General features: G+C 64.5%; 19 protein-coding genes and 1 pseudogene. 9 read left to right on the top strand and 11 right to left on the bottom strand.

The annotated features are described in order from the left end of the window. Positions 1-100: 100 nt before the first annotated feature. The gene (gene aat, locus H7X45_RS14285) at positions 101-898 is read left to right on the top strand and encodes a leucyl/phenylalanyl-tRNA--protein transferase (RefSeq protein WP_187335440.1); all 798 of its coding nucleotides are present in this window, start codon (positions 101-103) and stop codon (positions 896-898) included. A 35-nt stretch (positions 899-933) separates the two neighbouring features. On the opposite strand, the pseudogene H7X45_RS15325 reads toward aat, so the two are convergent. The 5 genes and pseudogenes from H7X45_RS15325 to H7X45_RS14310 all read right to left on the bottom strand — a co-directional run. Next, positions 934-1,380 (bottom strand): annotated as a pseudogene (locus tag H7X45_RS15325) (DUF2155 domain-containing protein); the annotation flags it as partial. Next, positions 1,359-1,757, bottom strand: a complete 399-nt coding sequence (locus H7X45_RS14295; protein ID WP_187335441.1) for an NADH:ubiquinone oxidoreductase subunit NDUFA12 — start codon at positions 1,755-1,757, stop codon at positions 1,359-1,361. The gene H7X45_RS14295 and the pseudogene H7X45_RS15325, both read right to left, overlap by 22 nt. 89 nt (positions 1,758-1,846) lie before the next feature. Continuing rightward, positions 1,847-2,374, bottom strand: a complete 528-nt coding sequence (locus tag H7X45_RS14300) for a DUF192 domain-containing protein (RefSeq protein ID WP_187335442.1) — start codon at positions 2,372-2,374, stop codon at positions 1,847-1,849. 8 nt (positions 2,375-2,382) lie between these two features. Further along, positions 2,383-2,961: a cold-shock protein gene (locus H7X45_RS14305; RefSeq protein WP_187335443.1), complete on the bottom strand. Its 579-nt coding sequence runs from the start codon at positions 2,959-2,961 to the stop codon at positions 2,383-2,385. A 185-nt stretch (positions 2,962-3,146) separates the two neighbouring features. Then, positions 3,147-3,695, bottom strand: coding sequence for a regulatory protein RecX (locus H7X45_RS14310; protein ID WP_246449482.1), 549 nt, complete (start codon positions 3,693-3,695; stop codon positions 3,147-3,149). Positions 3,696-3,852: 157 nt separating this feature from the next. Between H7X45_RS14310 and H7X45_RS14315 the strand changes: the two genes are divergently transcribed. After that, positions 3,853-5,580: a fatty acyl-AMP ligase gene (locus H7X45_RS14315; protein WP_187335444.1), complete on the top strand. Its 1,728-nt coding sequence runs from the start codon at positions 3,853-3,855 to the stop codon at positions 5,578-5,580. An 84-nt stretch (positions 5,581-5,664) separates the two neighbouring features. Then, a complete protein-coding gene (locus H7X45_RS14320; protein ID WP_246449483.1) occupies positions 5,665-8,010 on the top strand; it encodes a putative bifunctional diguanylate cyclase/phosphodiesterase in 2,346 nt (781 codons plus the stop codon). A gap of 21 nt (positions 8,011-8,031) precedes the next feature. Here the strand turns inward: H7X45_RS14320 and arsC are convergent, their stop codons facing one another. The 5 genes from arsC to H7X45_RS14345 form a co-directional block, all read right to left on the bottom strand. Then, positions 8,032-8,382: an arsenate reductase (glutaredoxin) gene (arsC, locus tag H7X45_RS14325; RefSeq protein ID WP_187335445.1), complete on the bottom strand. Its 351-nt coding sequence runs from the start codon at positions 8,380-8,382 to the stop codon at positions 8,032-8,034. Between the two features lie 100 nt (positions 8,383-8,482). Continuing rightward, positions 8,483-9,040: a gamma carbonic anhydrase family protein gene (locus tag H7X45_RS14330; protein ID WP_187335446.1), complete on the bottom strand. Its 558-nt coding sequence runs from the start codon at positions 9,038-9,040 to the stop codon at positions 8,483-8,485. Next, positions 9,037-11,304, bottom strand: a complete 2,268-nt coding sequence (locus H7X45_RS14335; RefSeq protein WP_187335447.1) for a class I SAM-dependent methyltransferase — start codon at positions 11,302-11,304, stop codon at positions 9,037-9,039. The genes H7X45_RS14330 and H7X45_RS14335 overlap by 4 nt, the downstream gene beginning before the upstream one ends. 74 nt (positions 11,305-11,378) lie before the next feature. After that, positions 11,379-12,374 carry a porphobilinogen synthase gene (gene hemB / locus H7X45_RS14340; RefSeq protein WP_187335448.1) on the bottom strand — a complete coding sequence of 332 codons (996 nt, stop codon included), beginning with the start codon at positions 12,372-12,374 and terminating at the stop codon, positions 11,379-11,381. 90 nt (positions 12,375-12,464) lie between these two features. Continuing rightward, entirely contained in the window at positions 12,465-14,051 is a 1,587-nt protein-coding gene (locus H7X45_RS14345; RefSeq protein WP_187335449.1) for a M23 family metallopeptidase, read from the bottom strand. Positions 14,052-14,346: 295 nt separating this feature from the next. Here H7X45_RS14345 and H7X45_RS14350 point away from each other — a divergent pair, with 295 nt between their 5' ends. The 6 genes from H7X45_RS14350 (at position 14,347) to H7X45_RS14375 (ending at position 20,486) form a co-directional block, all read left to right on the top strand. Next, positions 14,347-17,301 carry a helicase-related protein gene (locus H7X45_RS14350; RefSeq protein WP_187335450.1) on the top strand — a complete coding sequence of 985 codons (2,955 nt, stop codon included), beginning with the start codon at positions 14,347-14,349 and terminating at the stop codon, positions 17,299-17,301. A 27-nt stretch (positions 17,302-17,328) separates the two neighbouring features. Further along, complete coding sequence (locus H7X45_RS14355; protein ID WP_425498173.1) at positions 17,329-17,559, top strand: S4 domain-containing protein; 231 nt, start codon at positions 17,329-17,331, stop codon at positions 17,557-17,559. Positions 17,560-17,679: 120 nt separating this feature from the next. Further along, positions 17,680-18,018 (top strand): ferredoxin FdxA, encoded by a 339-nt coding sequence (fdxA, locus tag H7X45_RS14360; protein WP_187335451.1) that lies wholly within the window; start codon positions 17,680-17,682, stop codon positions 18,016-18,018. 236 nt (positions 18,019-18,254) lie between these two features. Beyond that, complete coding sequence (locus tag H7X45_RS14365; protein ID WP_187335452.1) at positions 18,255-18,788, top strand: CarD family transcriptional regulator; 534 nt, start codon at positions 18,255-18,257, stop codon at positions 18,786-18,788. Between the two features lie 149 nt (positions 18,789-18,937). Further along, on the top strand, positions 18,938-19,690 hold the full coding sequence (locus H7X45_RS14370; protein ID WP_187335453.1) for a head GIN domain-containing protein: 753 nt from the start codon (positions 18,938-18,940) through the stop codon (positions 19,688-19,690). Between the two features lie 64 nt (positions 19,691-19,754). Continuing rightward, the gene (locus tag H7X45_RS14375) at positions 19,755-20,486 is read left to right on the top strand and encodes a GIN domain-containing protein (RefSeq protein WP_187335454.1); all 732 of its coding nucleotides are present in this window, start codon (positions 19,755-19,757) and stop codon (positions 20,484-20,486) included. A 19-nt stretch (positions 20,487-20,505) separates the two neighbouring features. On the opposite strand, the gene H7X45_RS14380 is transcribed toward H7X45_RS14375, so the two are convergent. Then, complete coding sequence (locus H7X45_RS14380; protein WP_187335455.1) at positions 20,506-22,602, bottom strand: RelA/SpoT family protein; 2,097 nt, start codon at positions 22,600-22,602, stop codon at positions 20,506-20,508. Positions 22,603-22,667 lie beyond the last annotated feature (65 nt).

Here is a 22,667-nt window from a genome sequence, read left to right on the forward strand (position 1 = left end):
AGCCGGGGGCGGGGGGAAGGGCAAGGGTGAAGGTTGCCGATTGCCTATCCGCTGGCTGCTCCACTGGTGCTGCGCGCGGCGGGCGCTATAAGACGGCGCGATGGCGCTCGACCTCGAACTTCTCGTCATGGCCTATGCGAACGGCGTCTTCCCGATGTCCGATGCGCGCGACGATCCGGAAACCTTCTGGATCGAGCCGGAACGGCGCGCCATCATTCCGCTCGATGGTCTGAAACTGTCGGGGTCGCTCAGGAAAGTGATCCGGCAGGACCGGTTCACGGTAACTACGGACAGGGCCTTCCCGCAGGTGATTGCGATGTGCGCTGAAAGCGCCGCCGACCGCCGCGAGACATGGATCAATGCGGAGATCGAGAGCGCCTTCACCGCCATGCACGCTCAGGGGCTGGCCCATAGCGTCGAATGCTGGCGGAACGGCGAGCTAGTTGGTGGGCTTTACGGCCTCGCACTCGGCCGGGCCTTTTTCGGTGAGAGCATGTTCAGTAGGGCAACGGATGCGTCCAAGGTGGCGCTCGCCTGGCTGGTTGCGCGGCTTCGCGTCGGCGGCTTCCGGCTGCTCGACTGCCAGTTCATGACCGATCACCTGAAAAGCCTCGGCGCGGTGGAGATCAGCCAGCAGGCCTATCTATCGCTTCTGGCCAAAGCGGTGCCGCGCGATCCGCGGGCGGCCATCGGCGCGGCTGGCGGAGCCGCTCAGGCGGCGGTGTCGGCGCCGCCCGTGCCCGGCATCTCGGCATCATCCGGCGCTTCCTCGACCGTGGGCGACTGGTCTTCGCTTGACCGGCTATTGGCACCGGATGGGCTTTCGGTGGTGACGCCGTCCAGTTCGGCATCCTCGCCCGGAAAACTCATTCTGCAATCCTTGACCCAAACGTCGTAGAGGCCGCTTTCGACCAAATTGGCCGCCGGATGGTTCTTGAAAAGCCAGCCGGAAAAAACGCGCTTGAACTGATCCGGTCCGTTCTGGCCGCTGCGTTTGGCATTCACGAAAAGCTGCACGAAGCCCCCGGCATCCGCATAGGTTTCCCACGGCGCGGTCTTCTCGCAGGCGCGCAGGCGAATGATCACCTGATTGCCGATGCGCACCGATTCGCCCGGCTTCAGTTCGTAATCCTGGGATTTGCCGTTACGCTTGTTCAGGAAGCCGATCACCGCGACGCGCTCGGCCATCGGGGTGCCGATCCCCTCGGTCACCGGTTCCACGCCGAGATTGCCTTTGGCAGCCTCGACCGTGGCGGAAGCGCGCGGCTGCGGAAGCTGGTCCTCATTATTGCCGCAGCCGGAAAGCAGGGCGGCCGCGCCGAGGACCAAGGCCGGGGCGCCGAAGGCGGCTGCGCGCCTCATGCGTCGCCGGGCGTCCATGCCTCATAATCGCCGGTGGCACGCGCACGCTTGCCGCCACGTTCCAGCGCGCCGGCCGGACGATAGGCGCGGTCCGTGCCGGTCAGGTTGCCGGTCGGCTCCTTTTCCCAGATGCGCGCAGGCGGCAGAAAGCTTTCCGGCTCTTCATCATAGGTGCCGTGCAGCCAGCCATGCCATTCGGGCGGCACGCGGCTGGCGTCGTTCGCGCCATTGTAGATGACCCAGCGCCGTTCGGGCTGGCCCTCTTTTGCTTCCTTGCGAAAATAGACATTGCCCAGATGGTCCTCACCGACGCGAGAACCGTGGCGGGCATTGTAGATCGCCGTGCCGATGGTGGCACCGTTCCACCAGGTGAAGATTTTGCCGAGAAAGGACATGGGTTAGCCGATTAAGCGGAGCGGGCCGCTGGCGCAATGGGGAATGGTCCGTGCAGGGGTGTACAAGGTTTCGCGGGCGGCGGTGCCGATCAGTCCTCGTTCGCGGCCCAGCGCACCGTATCGCCCGGCGCGATGCCGAGAGCGGCCGCCCGTCCGCCCGCCAGTTCGAGCACTGCGATCACCGGCTCGCCCGATGCGTGCGGGCTTTCATCATAAGGCACGGCATTGGCGGCAATGCTCTCGATCGTCCCGTCGCGCCGGATGAAAAGGAGGTCGAGCGGGATGACCGTGTTCTTCATCCAGAAGCTGGCCACACGTTCGCGCGGGAAGGGGAAGAGCATGCCCCGGTCGCTCGCCAGATCGGTGCGGAACATCAGCCCGCGGGCCTGTTGTTCGGGCGTTTCGGCCACTTCCACGGTGAAGGGAAGTGCCTTGCCGCCGCTCTGGATACACAGCTGGACCTGCCGGAGACCCGCCTCGGAAGCGTCTGCAGACGTACCAGGCGCGCAGGTTGCATCGCCACCGTTTTGTGCAGCGTCTTGCTGATCGCCCGGTGCGCCCTGCGTGCAGGCGGCCAGGAGCGCCAGCGCGCCGGCGAGAGCGATCGGCCCGCGCATCGGAGCGATCAGACCCGGTGATCCTGCCGCACGGTCACGGCGAGTGGACCTTTCTTGCCCTCGCCAATCTGCACCATCAGCCGGTCGTCCGGGCTGGCCGGGCCCATGCCCGCCTCGCGCAGGGTCTCCATGTGAAGGAAAATGTCATCCGCCACGTCGGGCGATTCGAGGAAGCCATAGCCGCGCACCCGGCTGAACCATTTTACCGTAGCCGAGATAAAGCTGTCGTCGCTGTCGATGGCGTGCAGGCGGTGTTCGTGATGACGGTGGGCGCGGTCGCTCTCTTCGGCGCATTCCGGATCGAAGGAAATGAGTTCGACAACATGGCGGCCCTTGGGGCCGTCGCGAAATGTGCATTCAACGTCGCAGCCTTCGGGAAGATCGCGGCGCCCATGCGGCTCGATCGTCGAGCAATGGATCAGGATGTCGTCGCTGCCGTCGTCGGGAATGATAAAGCCGAAGCCGCGCCGGCGGTCGAACCATTTGATCTGCCCGCTTGCGCGAAGCATCTGGGTGGTTCCACCCGGCTGGTTGTCATTGGCATCCGCAGGATGATCCATATCGGCCGGTCTGCTTTCCAGCGGCATCACGCACGCTCCTCTGGTCATTCCCCATTACCCGGTGCCTGACCGCCTGCGCGGTAAGGACCACAAAGTCAGCCGGCGACTGACATTTGTTTAGTTTTATGCGCCTACCATGAAATCCTCAGATCAGCGAGAAATTTAAGGATTAGCGTCCGAAAGCAACGGTTTCCGTAACGCAATCCCGGTGCTTATTCATACGGATCCGGTTCGGATCCCGGTGGCGACTCGACGAACAATCGTGCCAGTCGCAGCTCATGTCCGGCGCGCAGAAAGGCGGCGATCTGCTTCTGTCGCCGGTCCGGATCGGCCGCTTCGGCGGCGAACGGACCTATGCGGCGCTTGCGCGCGAAGCGGCGGGCGCTGTCGAAGGCGGCGGCGCGCGCTTCTTCCTCCGCCGCGGCCCGGTCCTGCTCTTCTATTCCCGCGGCATATAGCGCTTCGCCCACCCGCCGTACGCCATAGCCGCGCGCGGTGAGGGAGCGCGCCTTCATGCCGGCATAGATCTCGTCGTCGACGAAGCCGAGTTCGTCCATTTTTGAAACGAGCGCATCGATATCGGGTGTGCCTTCATCCTCCCACCCGCGTTCGCGCAATTTGCGCGCAAGATAGGAGCCGAGCTTGTGACGGGAGGTTGCGTAGCGCCCGACATAGCGTATCGCGAGCTCCCGCAGGCGCTCTTCGTCCAGCGGCCGGAGTGGCTTGCGGCGGCGCTCGGACGATTGCAGATTGTTACGCACGCCACCTTCCTGCCATAAGCGGGCCGGATTTTGAACTTGTAACCCCGCCATGTAGCGGTGCATGGAACGCTTTTATGCTCGCGACGTCCCGCCGTACGCGCGTGGAGGGGAGGCTGAACCCGTGTTCGGGGGAGGTCGATCGAAGGTTGAGATACATATGAATGAACTGGTTTCCACCCCCACGCGGGACGATCTGGAGCGACGCTTCTCCGATTTCGATACGCTGGGAGGGGCTCTGGATTACGCGGCGAGCGGTGTGCGCGGGCTGAATTTTCACGACATGCGCGGAAAGCTCGCGCGGCCTTATCCCTATCGCGATCTGCGGGAGGATGCGTTGGCGGCTGCGCGGCGCCTGATCGCTGCCGGAGTGAAGCCTAAGGACCGGGTGGCCCTGATCGCCGAGACCGGGGCCGATTTTGCCGCACTGTTTTTTGGCGCCATCTATGCCGGTGCCTGGCCGGTGCCGCTGCCCTTGCCCACCAGCTTCGGCGGGCGCGATCATTATGTGGACCAGCTTTCGGTTCAGCTGAAGAGCTGCGATCCGGCGATCCTGCTTTACCCTGCAGAGCTTGGCGAGATGGCGGGCGCTGCGGCCGATCTGTGCGGCTTCAAGAGCATGAGCTGGGAAGATTTCGCCGGTGCCGCGGAAAGCAGCGATCCGCTGCCCGAGGCCGGTCCGGACGACATTGCCTATCTGCAATATTCCAGCGGCTCGACGCGCTTTCCGCACGGCGTTGCCGTTTCGCACAAGGCCGTGCTTAGCAATCTGGCGGCGCACGGCCATGGCATGAAGCTGGAGCCTGCGGACCGCTGCGTTTCCTGGCTTCCCTGGTATCATGACATGGGTCTGGTCGGCTGCTTCCTCTCGCCGGTCGCCAATCAGGTTTCCACCGATTATCTGAAGACGGAAGATTTCGCCCGTCGCCCGCTCGCCTGGCTGGACATGATTTCCGCGGCGGACGGCACGGTGCTGAGTTATTCGCCCACCTTCGGCTATGACATCTGCGCGCGTCGCATCGGCAGCCAGTCCAAGGTATCCGAACGCTTCAATCTCGCGCGCTGGCGCGTGGCGGGCAACGGCGCGGACATGATCCGCCCGGATGTGATGCAGGCTTTCACGGATGCGTTCGCGCCCGCCGGCTTCAACTCCAAATCTTTCCTGCCGAGCTACGGCCTTGCCGAAGCGACCTTGGCGGTATCCATCATGCCGCCGGGCGAGGGCATTGTGGTGGAGCTGGTCGAGGAGACCGAGCTCAGCGGCGAAAGCGGTGAGGACGGTCGGCCCAAGCGGTTCCGTTCCATCGTCAATTGCGGCAAACCCGTGCTGGGCATGGAAGTCGAAATCCGCTCCGACAGCGGCGAAGTGCTGCCTGAGCGCTCGGTCGGTAAGGTCTGGTGCCGTGGGTCTTCCGTCATGGAAGGCTATTTCCGCGATGAGGAGGCGACCGACGCCTGCATGGTCGGCGGCTGGCTCGATACGGGCGACATGGGCTATGTGTCCGCAGGTTACGTTTATATCGTCGGCCGCGCCAAGGACATGATCATCATCAACGGCAAGAACCACTGGCCGCAGGACATCGAATGGGCGGTGGAACAGCTTGCCGGGTTCAAGGCCGGAGACATCGCGGCCTTCGCGATCACCACGCCCGGTGGCGAGGAAACGCCTGCGGTTCTGGTGCAGTGCCGCACCTCCGACGATGCCGAGCGTGCGCGCCTGCGCGATGCGATCCGCGAAAAGGTCCGTTCGGTCATCGGTATGAACTGCGTGGTGGAGCTTGTGCCTCCGCGCACGTTGCCGCGCACAAGTTCGGGCAAGCTGAGCCGGGCCAAGGCACGCAACCTTTATCTTTCGGGCGAAATACAGCCTTATTCGATTGCGGCCTGAAGCGCGCGGGTCATTTTTCGCATTTCACGGCTGATCGGGTGTTGGCTTACCTTTGAGTAACCATCGCGGGGTACACAGCTCCCCGTGACTGAACTGATCTCTCCATCGCCGCACCCCGATCGCGTGCCGTTCATGGCGCTGCTGGGCCTGAACCGGTCCGGTACGATGGACTGGGGCCATGTGCGCGCGATCCAGCTGGAAAATCTGCGCGATAAGTCGCTGATGCGTCTGATCGCCAGCCTCGGTACGATGCTCGTCATCGACCTGCTGTTCTTTGCCGACCATGATCTCCTGATCCTGGGGGGGTGGTCGCTGGCAGTGATCTTTTTGCAGTTGCACGTCTACCGCGCCAATATGCGCGGAGACTTTATCGGTCGGAAGACGGTGAGCCTGCGCGAATTGCAGTCTGTCCAGCTTCGCGCCATCGGGCCTGCCGTGCTCTGGGGGGCACTACTGATCTATTGCGGCCTAGAAGGGTCATCGCGGGACCTGATTCTCGCTTATGCAGTCTTGCTCACGCTGATGGTGGGCTCTGCCACGATGATGGCGACGGTACCGCTGTCCACCATCATCTTCGTCTCGGTCACCGGAATGAGCGCCTGCGCGGCCTTTTTTCTGGCCGAGCAGGTCGTAATCGCAGCTTCCAGTCTGGGCGTCACGGTGCTGCTGATTTTCGCAGCCCTTAATTCGGCGCGCAATCATGTCGGCGAGCATCTCGCGCGGCTGATACTTTTGGAAAAGAGCGAGACGGTAAGCCTGCTGCTGCGCGAATTCGAAGACAGCGGGGCCGACTGGCTGTGGCAGACCGATACCGCGCGCCGCGTATCGCGTGTGAGCCCGCGCTTTGCCTATGCGCTGGGGCGGGACGCCTCGGATATTGACGGCCTCCCCTTCCTTCAGCTTGTGGCCGGCGAAGCGTGGGAGAGCGGCGATTTTCCGCCCGCGCTGCATCTACTTGCCGAAAAATTGAACAAGCGCGAGGCGTTCAGCGACCTGCTGGTGCCGGTCATGATCGACGATCGGCAATTGTGGTGGGAGCTTTCGGCATCGCCGCGGCTGGGAGAGGATGGCAGTTTCCTTGGGTTTCGCGGCGTGGGTTCGGACGTTACCGCGCAGCAGGAAAGCCAGAAGAAAATCTCGCATCTAGCCCGGTTCGACACTCTGACGGGCCTGCCCAACCGCCTGCAGCTGACCGAGGCGCTGGGCGAAGCAATGCGCGATGCGGACAAATGGCGTTCGCGCTGCTGCTTCCTGATGATCGATCTGGACCGGTTCAAGGCGGTCAACGATACGCTCGGCCATCCGGTGGGTGACAGGCTGCTCGGCCGTGTTTCCAAACGCCTGCAGTCGATCATGAGCGATAACGAGCTTTGCGGCCGCCTGGGCGGGGACGAGTTCGCGGTTGTCGTCAAGGATGGCAGCGATAGCGCCTACATCACGCGCCTGGCGGATCGCATTATCGCGACCTTGTCCAAACCTTATGAGGTGGACCAGCACACGTTGTTCATCGGCGCCAGCATTGGCACCGCGATCGGCCCGCGCGACGGCAAGACGGTCGAGATGCTGATGCGCAGCGCTGATCTGGCGCTCTATCGCTCCAAGGACGCGGGCGGCGGAAGTCATACGCTGTACCAGCCGAGCCTCCACGCCGACGCCGAAGAGCGCCGCGTGATGGAGATCGAACTGCGCCAGGCGCTCGAACGGGGCGAATTGCATCTGCAATATCAGCCGGTGGTGGATGCCGAGGATTATACCGTCACCGGCTTCGAAGCGCTCTTGCGCTGGAACAGTCAGAAATTCGGACCCGTTTCCCCCGCCAAATTCGTGCCGCTGGCCGAAGAGGCGCGGTTGATCGCACCGATAGGCGCATGGGTTCTGGAACAGGCCTGCCGCGATGCGGCGCAGTGGCCGGACATGGTGAAGGTGGCGGTCAATGTATCGGCGGATCAGCTGACGACCCCGGGTTTCATCGAAACGATCAGCTCCGCTCTGGAACAAAGCGGGCTGCCCAAGCGGCGCTTGGAGATCGAGGTGACGGAGAGCATCTTCGTGCGCGGCGGCATGGCCGAAAAGATGCTGAGCGAGGTCAACGATCTCGGCATCAAGCTATCGCTCGACGATTTCGGGACGGGCTATTCGTCGCTCGGCTATCTGCGCAAGACGCGCTTCGACACCATCAAGGTGGATCGCAGCTTCGTGCAGGGCGCGGCCAAGAACGTGCCTGAAAGCATCGCCATCATCCGCGCCGTGGTAGCGCTGGCGGACAGCCTCGGCATGGCGACCACCGCGGAAGGCGTGGAAAATGAGGAAGAGCTGCGCATGATCCAGCAGCTCGGCTGCTCGAAAATCCAGGGCTATTATTTCGGCCGCCCGATGGGCTTCGAGGATGCACTCGCGCTGTTCCACCAGCGCGATTCGGACGTCGCCTGATCGCGTCTTACGCCTCTGCCGTCAGAGCAGATCGCGGACCTTTTCCTGCGGCCGGCAGAGCGCAGCGCCCTTGTCCGTTTCCACGAAGGGGCGCTCGACCAGGATCGGATGCTCGGTCATCGCTTTCAGAATGGCGTCATCGCTCGCGCTTTCGTCGGTCAGACCAAGTTCCTCGGCGGGCGAGCCGCGCACGCGCAGTGCCTCTCGCGGCGTCAGCCCGGCTTTCTCGAACAGACGCTCCAGCGTAGCCCGCTCCCAGCCCTCGTCGAGATAGCGCACGACGGTCAGCTCCACGTCCGGCGTTTCCTCAAGGATCGCAAGCGTCTTGCGCGATGTGCCGCATTTGGGGTTGTGCCAGATGGTGGCCTTCATGGGATGCTCCTGAAAAGTGCGCGACGCTATTCGATAATCGCTTGCGCCGGGCTTCGACAAGATCAGCCCGAATGGAAGCGACGGAAAATATATGCGCGGTTCAGCCGCCCAGCGCGTTTTTGTGCATTTTCCCGTTCTCGACATAATGCGCCACGCCTGCGCGCATGCCCGCTTTTGCTTCGTCGGTCAGGTCACGCACCTTCTTCGCGGGCCGACCGACCCAGAGTTCGCCTTCACCGATATGCTTGCCTTCGGGCAGCAGCGCGCCCGCGCCCAGCATCGCGTCGCTCTCGATCACGCAGCCGTCCATCACGATGGCGCCCAGCCCAACGAACGCGCGCGCTTTCAGCACGCAGCCATGCACCATCGCCATATGGCCGATCAGCACGTCTTCGCCGATCAGCGTGGGGAAGCCGTCCGGATGGCCCGGCATCGGCCCGTCGCAATGCACCACGCTGCCGTCCTGCACATTGGAGCGCGCGCCGATGACGATGCGGCTGACGTCGGCGCGCAGCACGCAATTGTACCATATGCTCACCTGCGGGCCGATCTCGACATCGCCGATGATGCGGGTGCCCGGGGCGATGAAGGCGCTGTCGTGAATGCGCGGGGCCTTGCCGTTTACTTCGGCGATGGTGACGTCGTCTCTCATGCTCATCTCCACAAATGCATCAGCGGCAGGACCGAGGCGAAGTCGTCGGTCCAGCGGGTGAAATCTTCGCGCCCTTCGACGGGCGACCAGGCGGGCGTCGCGAAGCTGCGCGGATCGCCGGTTTTTAGCGGGCCGGTCAACTCGGCAAGCTTGGCCTTGCTCGGGCTGATGGCCACCCATTGCGAGGTGCGCAGGCCGTCCCCTTCCAGCTCGGGGCCGATATAATCCCAGCGCTTGGCGATGGCCCAGCCGCGCGCCGCGGCTTCCTTCTCCAGCACCGGCTCCAGATCGATATAGCGGTTGGAAATATGGATCAGCAGCATGCCGTCTTTCGACAGCGCGCGGGCATAGGCATCGAACGCCTCGCGCGTCAGCAGATGAACGGGGATCGCGTCCGAGGAAAAGGCGTCGATGGCCAGGATGTCGATGCTGCCCGGCGGCGCTTTGGCGATGGTGAGCCGCGCATCGCCCAAACGGATCGGCACGTCGGGCGCGCAGCGATCGATATAGCTGAAATATCCGCCGTTGCGGGATAGGCTGATCACCGTCGGATCGATTTCGAAGAACTGCCAATTCTGGCCGGGGCGCTTGTAGCAACTGAGCGTGCCGGTGCCGAGGCCGACCACCCCGATCGAGGCGTTCCGCCCGTAAAGCGATGGTGCCTGCGTCATGGCCTGCCCCACCCCGGAGGTCATGCCATAATAGCTGATCGGCCGGGTGGGCTGATCCGTCAGCTGCATGCCGTGCATGGTGGTGCCGTGCGATAGCCAGCGCAGGCGCCCGCCTTGCGCGGCGTTGACGCTGTAGACGCCGAAATAGCTGCGGGTGCGCAAGTCGCTCCAGCTCAGCGCCGCGTTGTAATAGCCGCCATTGGCGAACAGCAGCGCGGCCACCACCATCACATAGCCGATGCGCTGGCCGATCACGAGCGCGCCCAGCGCCAGGATGATACCGAGCAGGATGATCCGCAGCGGCCCCATTTCGAGGTCCACCTTCAGCGCGATGTAGAGCGCCACGGCCAAAGCGAGCAGGCCGATCGCGATGGCGACACGGCGCATGCCGGCCTCTCCAAAAACCTCTTCCTCGCCGATCGAGAACAGGCGTTGCTGCGGGATCAGGGCCGCAGCAGCCAGGATCAGGATCGGATGCTCCCAGGTCCAGTCGAAGACGAGCGGCGCGATCAGCGCGCAGAACAGCCCGCCAAGTGCGCCGCCGACCGACATCATCAGATAGAAGCCGGTCAGATGCTCGGGCGCGGGCCGGGTGCGGTACATCTCGCCATGCAAGGCGACGGCAACGGCGAACAGCATCACGAGGCTGGAGCCGAGCTGCACGAGCACTGCATTGCCCGGCGTCATGAAGGCGAGGGCACCGCAGATCAGCAGGATCGAGGGCGTCAGAAGCGTGATGATCCGCGTCGGCGCGCGGCGGGTGGCGAAGGCGACGGTAAAGCTGAGGAGATAGAGGCCGAGCGGGATCGCCCAGATCAGGGGCATGGCGACGAGATCGGTGGTGAGATGCGTCGTCGTCGACAGCATGAGGCCGGAGGGGATGGCGGCCAGCAGCACCCAGCGCAGCTTGTCGCGCAATGAGGGCGCCGGCGTCTCTTCCGCTTCGCTCCGCTCCCGCTCCGGGCGGTCCAGCGGCGTCGCCTGCACCAGCGCCCAGCCGCAGGCCGCCACCAGCAGCAGCAGCGCGCCATAGAGCAGCGACCAGAGGAAGCTTTGCGAATTGAGCGTGAGGAACGGCTCCACCAGCAAGGGATAGGCGAGGAGCCCGGCAAAACTGCCGAAATTGGAGGCGGCGTAGAGGGCATAAGGCTCGCCCTCCTGTCCCGACAGTGCATACCAGCGCTGCATCAGCGGGGCCTGCGCGGACACCATGAAGAACAGCGGACCGATCGAAGCGAGCAGCAGCCAGGGCACCCACAAAGCGGTCGATCCATCGCTCGGCGGTTGAAATCCGGCAAGGCCCACCGGTAGCCACAGCATCGCGAGCGCGAACAGCCCGACATGGATGGCCGCCTGCGTGCGTCGCCGCAGCGCCGCGATCCGGTGCGCATAGGCATAACCCGCCAGGAGCAGCGCCTGATAGACCAGCATCGCGCTGTTCCACACGGCGGGCGCACCGCCAAGGCGCGGCAGCGCCATGCGCGCCAGCATCGGCTGGACCAGGAACAGCAGGAAGCTGCCCGTCAGGATCGTGACGACGAACAGCCAGCGCTTGCCCGCCAGCGCCGTGGGTGCAGATGAGGAGGCGAGGGTAGCCATGTTGGTTTGCTACGTTCCGTTCGGCCTGAGATTCGACAAGCGCAGTCCGTACGGATCAATAGTGTAGGCCGCGATCACTTCGCCAGCAGCCGCGCAGCCACGGGGGCGTGATAGCTTAGCACGCCGCTGGCACCCGCCCGCACGAAGCCGGTGAGGATCTCCATCAGGATCACGTCCCGCTCGCCCGCTCCGGCAGCGGCCATGGCCTCGATCATCGCATATTCGCCCGACACCATATAGGCGTAGACCGGCAGATCGAACCGATCCGCGGCCATGCGCACGATATCGAGATAGGGCAGGCCCGGCTTCACCATCACGCTGTCCGCACCTTCGGCGATGTCGAGTGCGATCTCGCGCATGGCCTCGCCGGCATTGGCCGGGTCCATTTGATAGCTTTTCTTGTCGCCCTTCAGCAGCCCGCCTGAGCCGACGGCATCGCGGAACGGCCCGTAAAAGGCGGAGGCATATTTCGCGGCATAGGCCATGATCTGGACATTGGCGTGGCCCTCCTGCTCCAGCGCGTCGCGGATCGCGCCGATGCGCCCGTCCATCATGTCGGACGGCGCAACGATGTCGCTGCCTGCCGCGGCCTGGTTCAGCGCCTGCGATACCAGCGCATCGACGGTGGCGTCGTTCACGACGTAGCCCGCCTCGTCGAGCAGCCCGTCCTGCCCGTGGCTCGTATAGGGATCGAGCGCGACGTCGGTCAGCACGCCGATATCGTCGCCGACCGCATCCTTGATCGCACGGATGCCCGCACACATCAGATTGTCAGGGTTCGAGGCTTCCTCGCCATCGTCGCTGCGCTTTTCGGGCGGCGTGTGCGGGAAGAGAGCGAGGCAGGGAATGCCGAGGTCGATCGCCTCGCGCGCCTTGTCGGCAAGACCGGAAACCGGAATGCGCGAGACGCCGGGCAAGCTGCCCACCGGTTCTTCGTCCTCGCCGTTCGCGATGAACAGCGGCCAGATTAGATTGCTCGAGTGCAGCCGGTTCTCCCGCGCCATTTCCCGGCTCCACTTGTGGGCGCGCGATCGGCGCAGGCGCGTAGCGGGATAGGCGTAGTTCGGCATGGGAGGCTCTCCGGGCAGCCGGCGTGCGCGCGGCGTGCCTCAACATTCGGCAGGGTGAAGCGCGATGCTTAACCCGCGGGCCGCCTGGCCTCAAGCGGCGCCTTTATGCTCCAGCCGATCAATCTCGCGCACCGGCTCGGCCTGGCTGCGCGCGGTGGTGAACTGGCCCAGCGCCGCGCCGGGCTTCACCGACTTCAGTTGGCGCAGCAGCGCCTTGAAGCTTGCGAGTTCCCGGCCCGAAAGCTGCGCACGCTCGATATATTTCACAGAGAGCGGGTTCACCGTGCGGCCGCCTTTATAAAGCTCGTAATGGAGATGCGGACCGGTGGAGAGGCCGGTGGAGCCGACATAACCGATAATCTGTCCGCGCCGCACGCGCTGGCCGCTGCGCGCGGCGATGCGGCTCATATGCGCATAGCCCGTGGCGATGCCGCCGGCATGCTGCAGCTTCACATAATTGCCGTGCCCGCCATGACGGCCGGAGAAGGTCACGCGGCCATCGGCAGCGGCGTAGATCGGCTCGCCGTAGCGCGCGCGGAAATCGGTGCCCGCGTGCATGCGGGCATAGCCCAGCACGGGATGGAAGCGGCGGCCATAGCCGGAGGTGACCTTGCCGCCGACCGGGCGCAGCATTTCGCCGCTGGAACGGCCGACGCCGGAGGCTTCGTACCATTGCGTCGATCCGCCGCTGGTCCAGCGCAGCATCTGCACCTTGTCCTTGCCGTCGCGGATAATGCCGGCGTAGCGCAGATCGCCCACCTCCACCTCGCCGGTTTCGGCGCGGCGATAGTCGAGCACGAGATCGAATTCGTCAGAGGAGCGGATCGCGCCGATGCTCATCTGCTGGCCGATCACCTGCAGGAACTTCTGCACTGCATCGGCGGGCGCACCGGCGGCGCGGGCCGAGCGATAGAGCGATCCGCCCACGCTGCCGCGCACGCGCAGAGGCGTATCGTCCACCTTGATCGGCTCGCGCTTCAGTTGGAGCATGCCGTCGACGCGCTGGATTTCCAGGTTGAGATCGAAGCGCGCACGGAAAGCGAGGTTTTCGAGCGGGCGGGGCTGTGTTTTAGAGGCGCGGCGACCCAGCACCAGATCGATCCGCGTGCCCGGATCGATGTCCGACAGCGTCATTGCCTGGCTCACCATCGCCTCAACCTTGGCGGCATCGTCGCCGCCCACGCCCGCGCGCTTAAGCACGCGCTCGAAGCTGTCGCCGCGACCGAGCGTTGCGGACATGTCGATCTGCGGCCGTTCGGGGCTGGAAGCGAGCGGCACCACCGCATCGGTTGCCGCCATGCGCCGGCCGGTGTCGCCGCCATAGGCCAGCGGCGCGATCATATAGGCGCGCGATTCCTGAAAGGCGTCGCCGCTCAGCGTTTCGGGCTGGATGCCGTAGATCGGCTCGAAGGCGGGGCGCAGGGCGATGGCACCGGCGATCAGCAGCAGCAGCGTCGCGACCCCGCGCCACCAGCGCAGCGAACCGATATCCTCGCCCAGGTCGACCGAAAGCTCGAACAGCGGCAGCGCGGCCACGCGCTCGCGAAACTTATGGCCTGCGGGTGCCGTCGGGGCGAGCGCGCCGCTGAGCGACAGCGTCGCCGCGCCCGCTCCGCCGACCGGAAAGTCATCGCGTCCCTTGAACAACCCCGAAACCCTTTCGCGGACGGCACCCATGCCGCCCGGCCTCCAATGAGGCACCGGTTGTGGCGGAACAGGGTTAAAGTCAATTTAAACGGCGGCGGATCGGGACTTTTCAGCGACAAGTCGTGCGCGCCGGAAGATGAATCGCTGGAACCCGTGCTTTCTCCCGTGCCGAATTCCTGAGCCTGTCGAAGGATGGCTTTCCGATATGCGCGACGCGTCATCGATAAACGCCCTTCGACAGGCTCAGGGCTACGGGTCCGGGGAAGGGATCGCTTACCGCTCCGCTTGCTTTTCGCGGCGCTTCCTCCGATCTTGGGGCAGCGCCATGGCCAGCCTTTCCCCGATCACCGCCGTTCTCGGTCCCACCAATACTGGCAAGACCCATCTCGCGGTCGAGCGGCTGACGGCGCATTCTTCCGGCATGATCGGTTTTCCGCTGCGCCTCCTGGCACGCGAGGTGTACGACCGGGTGTGTGCGATGAAGGGCGCGAACCGCGTCGCGCTGATCACCGGCGAGGAGAAGATCGAGCCGCCGGACGCGCGCTGGTATCTGTGCACCGCGGAGTCGATGCCGCTGGACCGCGAACTCGGCTTCGTCGCGCTGGACGAGGCGCAGCTCGGCGCCGATCCGGAGCGCGGCCATGTCTTCACCGACCGGCTGCTGCGCGCGCGGGGGCGGGAGGAGACGATGATTCTGGGCTCCGAAACGCTACGGCCTTTGGTACGGCATTTGCTGCCGGAAGCCGAGATCGTCACGCGCCCGCGCTTTTCGACACTGAGCTATGCCGGGGCGAAAAAACTCTCGCGCCTTCCGCGGCGCAGCGCGATCGTCGCTTTTTCAGTGGAGGAAGTCTACGCCGTGGCCGAAATGCTACGGCGCTTCGCGGGCGGCGCGGCGGTGGTGATGGGCGCGCTCAGTCCCTCCACCCGCAACGCGCAGGTGCGCATGTTTCAGGAGGGCGAGGTCGATTATCTGGTGGCGACGGACGCCATCGGGATGGGGTTGAACCTCGACGTGCGCCACGTCGCCTTCGCTTCGCTCCACAAGTTCGACGGCCATCGGCGGCGGCGGCTCACCGTACCGGAAATGGCGCAGATTGCCGGGCGCGCCGGACGGCACCAGACCGATGGCAGCTTCGGCGTTCTGACCGGCAAGGGCGGTGAATTCACGCCTGAAGAGATCGAGGCGATCGAGGAACATCGCTTCAAGTCGCTGGAGAAGCTTTACTGGCGCGAGAGCGATCCGCGTTTCACCAATATCGATACGCTGATCGGCGATCTGGAAGCAAAGCCCGCCGATCCGGTGCTGTCCGCCGCGCCCGAGGCGGTGGACCTCGCGGTGCTGAAGCGCCTCGCCGATATCCCCGAAGTCATGGACGCCGCGCGCGGAAACAAGGGACTGAGGCGATTGTGGGCTGCGGCCTCGCTTCCCGATTTCCGGCAAGTGGGGCCGGAACATCATGCCCGTTTCGTGGCCCGCCTGTGGCGGCATCTGGCAACCGGACGGCTGCCGCGCACAAAAGTGGCGCAGGAGATCGCGCGGCTCGACGATATGCGCGGCGATGTCGAGGCGCTGGCGCAGAAGATCGCGGCGACGCGCACCTGGAGCTACATCGCGCACCGCCCGGACTGGGTGGAGGCGCGCGAGGAAATGGCCGATCGCACGCGCGAACTGGAACAGAAGCTGTCGGACGCTTTGCATGATCGGCTGCGGCAACGTTTCGTCGATCGCCGCACCTCGGTTTTGCTCAGGAAGATGGGCAAGGATGCCTCATTGCTGCCCGTTTCGCTTGACGAACGCGGCGCGGTGCTGGTTGATGGAGAAGAGATCGGCACGCTCGACGGTTTCCGGTTTCGTCCGGCGGCCGATGCGCGGGCCAGCGAAAGCCGCCTGCTGTTGGCGGCCGCGGAACGGCATCTCGGAGGATTGATGACGCAGAAAGCCGGCGAATTGGCCGCATCGGACGATAGTGAATTCACGCTCGAACCCAATGGGGACGGGCGCCCCGCGGTCATGTGGCGCGGCGGTGAACTGGGCGTGCTGGAGCCGGGCAAGACTTTGTTGCAGCCTGTGTTCAAGCCCGCCAAGGCGCTGAACGGGCTGGAGGGATCGGATCTTGCCGCGGTGACCGCGCGGGCCGAAACCTGGCTCACCGCACGGATCGACAAGCATCTGGGCGGCGTCACCGCGCTGCTCACGCTCTCGCAGAGCCCGCATGCGCCGGGTCCCGTCCGTGCGCTCGCGATCCAGCTGGCCGAGCAGGGCGGAGTGGCGGCGCGCGCCGATGTGGCCGATGCCGTCCATGCGCTCGACAAGGATCAGCGGGCCGCCGCGCGCAAGGCGGGCATCGTCTTCGGCGCGCTGGATATCTATCATCACCTGGCGTTGAAGCCGGGCGCGGCGCGTTGGCGCAGCGCGCTGGACGCCGTGATGACGGGCAAGCCGATGCCGGAGCTGCCGCCCGAAAGCGCGGTGCATCTGTCCGACTGGCGTTTTGCCAATGCGCGCGATTGCCGCAATGCGGGCTACCGCCGCTTCGGCACCGAGCATCTGCGGATCGATCTGGTCGAGCGGCTGGCGAAGAAAGCGCATGAGGCGCGAGGCCAGGCGCGCGATTTCGATATCGATCTGGCGCTGCCCACCTCGCTCGGCCTTAGCGAAAAAGGCTTCGACATGCTGATGCGCGACGCCGGTTTCCGGCGCCTGCCGCCTGCCGAGCCCAAGGAAGAGGCGGCGGAGGGCACCGCCCAGGGTGACGAGGCCACTGCCGAGGCTCCCGCCAATCCGCAGCCGGTCGCCGCGCCGGACACGGTCGAAGCACCCGATGTTGAAACTCAGCCCGCCGAACGCGATCCTGCGGAACCACCGCTGGCAGAGCCGGATGCCGCGGGCGCCGTTCCGACTGCCGAAGCGCCCGAAAGCGCTGCGGTGCAGAACGCCGACAGCGTGCCCGAACCCTCCGAAGCTGCGGCGTCTGAAGCTGCGCCGTCCGACGCCGCGCCTACCGATGCGGCAGGCGAGACGGCCAAGCCTGCGCCCGCGCCGAGCTATCCTGTGCTGCGCTATCGCTGGGTCGGCCTTGCCAAGGCGGGGCGCGATCAGGACCGCAAGGGGCCGCGCCGGCACGGCAAGCCCGGCGACAAGTCCAAAGGCAAAGGGCCGAAGGGTGACGGGCCCCGCGGCGGGCCGAGGGGCAAGCGTCATGACGGCCCTCCGCGCGACAAGCAGCCGCAGGGCGCGCTCGCCGAACAGCTGGCGGCGCTCACGGGCCGCCGCTGAGTGGAGGCGGAGCTGCGGATCGACCGCTTGCTCTGGTTCCTCCGCCTGTCCAAAAGCCGCGCCAAGGCTCAGGCGATCGTCGCTGCGGGCCATGTCCGCCTGAATGGCCGTCATGTCGAACGCGCCAGCGCTTGCGTGAAAGCGGGCGATGTCATCGCGCTGCCGCTGAACGATGCGGTGCGGATTGTGCGCGTGCTCGCTCTGCCTGCGCGGCGCGGCCCGCCCGCAGAGGCGCGTGCCTGCTATGAGGAACTTTAGCTTTGGGGGCGGCGCAGGAAAATCAGTCGCTTTGCCGCAGCGGCAAGGATTGACTTGCAGGGCCGCCGCGCCATAGCAGGACGAAACGAAGCCTAAAGCCTATCCGGAGCCTGTTGCGCCATGACTTACGTCGTCACCGAAGACTGCATCAAATGCAAATATATGGACTGCGTGGAGGTCTGCCCGGTCGATTGCTTCTATGAGGGCGAGAACATGCTGGTGATCAATCCCAGCGAGTGCATCGATTGTGGCGTGTGCGAGCCGGAATGCCCGGCTGAGGCCATTTTGCCCGACACCGAGGACGGCCTCGAAAAGATGCTGGAGATCAACACCAAGTTCTCCGCCGAATGGCCGAACATCACGGTCAGCCGCGAAGCCCCCGCCGATGCGGACGAGCATAAGGGCGAAGAGGGCAAGTTCGAGAAATATTTCTCGCCGGAGCCGGGCGAGGGCGATTGAGCTTCCGGCGTAATCGCCTGCCACCAATGAAATTCTTCCCGGCACCTGTACCAATCGAACAGGTGCTGGAAATAATCTAACGAATCTGTTACAGTGATATGTGTAACGGATGGCGTAATCGTGCGTCCAACCGTGATGGGTCCCCGTAAGGGTTATAAAATCATTCCAGACCAGCGTTCGGCGACGCCGCCCGGCCCGGGGCGCGCCTCTCCCGTTCCCTCCCGAAAGGCTAGTTTATGGCTTCCAATGCGGTTCTCTTCGATGTTGGCGACTATGTCGTCTACCCAAAGCACGGTGTGGGCCGTGTGATCGAATTGCAGAATGACGAAATCGCAGGGATGCAGCTCGAGCTCTATGTGCTGCGCTTCGAGAAGGAAAAGATGACGCTGCGCGTTCCGACCAACAAGGCGGAGAGCGTGGGCATGCGCAAGCTCTCCAGCGACAAGACGTTGAAGCAGGCGATGGAAACGCTGAAGGGCAAGCCCAAGGTCAAGCGAACCATGTGGAGCCGCCGCGCGCAGGAATATGAAGCGAAGATCAATTCGGGCGACCTCGTGTCGATCGCCGAAGTGACGCGCGACTTGTTCCGTCCGGACGATCAGCCCGAACAGAGCTATTCCGAGCGCCAGATTTTCGAAGCCGCCTCCAGCCGCCTCGCGCGCGAACTGGCCGCGATGGAAAAAACGGATGAGCCCGCCGCGTTGCAGAAGATTCTCGACATCCTGAACGAGGCTGCGCCGCAATATTACGATCAGCCCGAAGAGGCCTGATCCGGCGGCTTGCCGAACTGAAACGAAGAAGGGGCGTCTGCGGGCGCCCTTTTTTCTGTCTGCGAGCGACATTCAGCGATCGACGAACCATCCTTGCAGGGAGCTGCCCTGCATTGTATTGCTGCACTAACACAGCAAAGGATGGTTCGATGAACAAACTGCTCCTCGCCCCGATCATGGCTTCCTGCCTGGCGGTTTCCGCCTGCGGCTATTCGGTATTCGACGCGGTGGACGATGTCCGAAGCGCGACCAAGAGCGAGCTGGACGATGCCAATCCCATCACGGCGCAGGCCGCGATGGTTGCGGCGTTCGATGAGCTGGGCGCGCTGGGGCCGGACCGCGTGGTGTTCACCACCGGCGACAGCTTCTCGATCCGGGCAGACGCCCCCGCCGATCTGCTCTCCCATTTGCGCTATCAGCTGAAAGACGGTCATCTTCTGGTCGGTCGCGACAGTTATCGTTGGGATGGCAAGGACAAGGCCACGATTTACGTCACGGGCGCGTCGTTGAAGGCGCTGAACGGCATGGGATCCGGCATGATCGAGGTCGACGCGATGCGCGTGCCAGGCGTGGAGATCAACAATGCCGGATCGGGCACCATCCGCGTTGCGGACGTGCAGACGAGCCAGCTCGAGGTCAGCATGGCCGGCTCCGGCAACATCACGCTGGCGGGCAAGGCCGCCAGCTCGGACATTTCGATCGCCGGATCGGGCAATGTCGATGCGAGCAAGCTGATGAGCGACACTAACGACGTCTCGATCGCGGGCTCGGGCGATGTGACCCTGCGTTCGGACGGCCGGGTAGAAGCCAGCATCATGGGTTCGGGCGATGTCACCGTGCTGGGCACCGCCGAATGTGATCTGTCCTCGATGGGATCGGGCAAGCTGAACTGCGGCGGCTAATCCTTTGCTCTCCTGATCGAACTGGGCCATGATCCCGGCAACGCCGCGTTCCGGGACCAAGACCATGCCGATCCGCCTTCTGCTGACGCTCTGTGCCGTCGCCCTTGCCGCTGCGCCTGCTGCTGCCAAGGAGCGCAGCTTCGTCATGGGTGGGTTCGAGCGGCTGGTGGTGGAAGGCGATATCGCAGTCGATGTGAAGACCGAAGCCTCGCCCGGCGCCAGCGCGGAGGGCGCGCAGGAGCAGCTTGATCGGGTCCAGTTCAGCCGCGCGGGCACCACGCTCACCGTCCGCCTTCTTTCACCCGTGCGGACGGGCCGCGGAGAGGTGAAGGACGGGGGGCCGCTTCAGGTGAGCTTGTCGACCCGCAAGCTTTCGCAGCTGATCCTGCGCGGCAATGGCCGTGTGAACGCCGATGCGTTGGATGATCGCAGCGTACGCGTGATGCTGACGGGCAATGGCACCATCGACATAGGACAAGTCACCGCCGATCAGCTTTACGTAAGCGCGGTGGGTACCGGAACGGTGGCGATGGACACGGGCATGGTGCGCGAAGGCAATGTGCAACTGAACGGCGCGGCCAGCTGGCTGGCGCCCGGCCTGGTGCTGGAGCGGCTGGACCTGACCCATAGCGGACCGGCCAACAGCGCAGCCGAGGTGGAGGAGTTTGCCAAAATCATGAACAATGGCTTGGGCAGCATCGCGATCACCGGCCCCGCCTCCTGCGATATCCGCACCACCGGTTCCGCCCGCATCGCCTGCGGCAATGGAAAGGATCTGCGCCAGACGATCCGCTGACGCGCATCCGCCAAACCGCTTAGTCGCCGTAGACGCGGTCTGCCTGAGCAACGACGTCGGAGGCGCGCACCGCCGATATGATGCGCATGAGATGGTGCAGGTCATGCACCTCCAGATCGATCTCGAACGTCTGGAACGGACCGTCGCGACCGGTGAGGCGCAGGTTCAGGATATTGGCCTTGTGCAGCCCGAAGATCCCCGCGACCTCGGCGAGCGCGCCGGGCCGATGCTGCAGCGTGATGCGCAGGCGCGCCGCGGCCCCTTCGCTGCCCTCGCCCCAGCGCAGATCGATCCAGTCCGCATCCACACCGTCGGCAAGCCGGGCACAGTTGATCGCGTGGACCTCCACCGGCGTGCCTTCGCGGCGCAGGCCCACGATGCGGTCTCCGGGCACCGGCAGACAGCAATCGGCCAGTTCATAGGCGACGCCCGGCGTCAGTCCGCGGATGGAGATAGCGCGGTCCTGCCCCGGAAAATCGCGCTCTGCCCAGTCCTCGCTATGGCCCGGGATCAGCGCCTCGATCAGATCGCGGTCGGACAGTTTGCGCATGCCGATGGCGTGCATCAGATCGTCCTCGCTATCGTAATCCAGGCGCTCCAGGGCGGCGGAAAGCGCTTTCTTGCCGATCTTGGCGGGCAGACGGTCGACGATTTCCTCATACATCATCCGGCCCAGCTGAATCAGCTCGGCCCGTTCCTGATGGCGGACATAGCGGCGGATGGCGGCACGTGCTTTGCCGGTGGTGACATAGCTGAGCCAGCTGGGCTGCGGCTCCTGCTTGTCGGACTTCAGGATTTCCACCATGTCGCCATTGTCTATCGGCGTGCGCAGCGGCACGTGGCGGCCGTTGATCTTCGCGCCCACGGTCCGGTCGCCCAGATCGGTGTGAACGGCATAGGCGAAGTCGATCGGCGTCGCGCCCTTGGGCAACTGGTGGAGCGCACCCTTGGGAGTGAAGGCGAAGATCCTGTCCTGATACATCGCCATGCGGGTATGCTCGAGCAGCTCCTCGGCATCCTGGCTGGTCTCCAGAATTTCCACGAGATCGCGGATCCATCCGGCTTGGCCGTCGGGCTGTTCCTGCTGTTTATAGCCCCAATGCGCGGCCAGGCCGAACTCGCTATCGCGGTGCATGTCCTCGCTGCGGATCTGCACTTCGACGCGGCGGTTGCGGTCGAACATCAGCGTGGTGTGGATCGACTGATAGCCGTTGCGCTTGGGCGTGGAGATATAGTCCTTGAAGCGCCCAGGCACCATCTTCCAGCGGCTGTGAAGCAAGCCCAGCGCCTGATAGCAGTCGGCGACGTTCTTGGTGATGATGCGGAAGGCATAGATGTCGGTCAGCTGTTCGAAGCTGACATGGCGCTCCTGCATCTTCTTCCAGATGGAGTAGGGGTGTTTCTCGCGGCCCTCCACATCGGCCTCGATGCCCTTTTCTTCGAGCGCGAAGGCGATGGAATTGGCGACGGCGGTCAGCTGGTCGCCGCCTTCCTTGCGGATCTGTTCGAGCCGGCCGGTGATGGTGCGATAGGCATCGGGCTCCAGCTGCTCAAAGGCGAGGAGCTGCATCTCGCGCATATATTCGTACATGCCCACGCGCTCGGCAAGCGGCGCGTAGATATCCATGGTTTCGCGCGCGATGCGGCGGCGCTTGTCTTCCTTACCGATGTAATGAAGCGTGCGCATATTGTGCAGCCGGTCGGCCAGCTTCACCAGCAGCACGCGCAAATCGTCCGAAATGGCGAGCAGGAACTTGCGCAGGTTCTCCGCGGCACGCTCGTCTTCGGTCTGCGCTTCGATCTTGGACAGCTTGGTGACGCCGTCGACTAACCTTGCAACGTCTCCGCCGAACTTCGCGCCGATCTCGTCGACCGTGGTCAGTGTGTCCTCCACCGTGTCGTGGAGCAGAGCGGTGATGATGGTGTCTTCGTCCAGCTTCAGGTCGGTCATCAGACCGGCCACTTCGATCGGGTGGCTGAAATAGGGATCGCCGCTTGCACGCTTCTGGCTGCCATGCTTGGCGACCGAAAAGACGTAGGCGCGGTTGAGCCGGTCCTCGTCGACGGAAGGATGATAAGCGCGCACGCGCTCGACCAGTTCATATTGGCGCAGCATTGCTTCTCAAGATGAGGCGCCCACGCCGCGATGCAACAAAAAAGCGCGCCGGAGCGATGTCCGGC

The sequence above is a fragment of the Novosphingopyxis iocasae genome (assembly GCF_014334095.1).
Lineage (GTDB): Bacteria > Pseudomonadota > Alphaproteobacteria > Sphingomonadales > Sphingomonadaceae > Novosphingopyxis > Novosphingopyxis iocasae.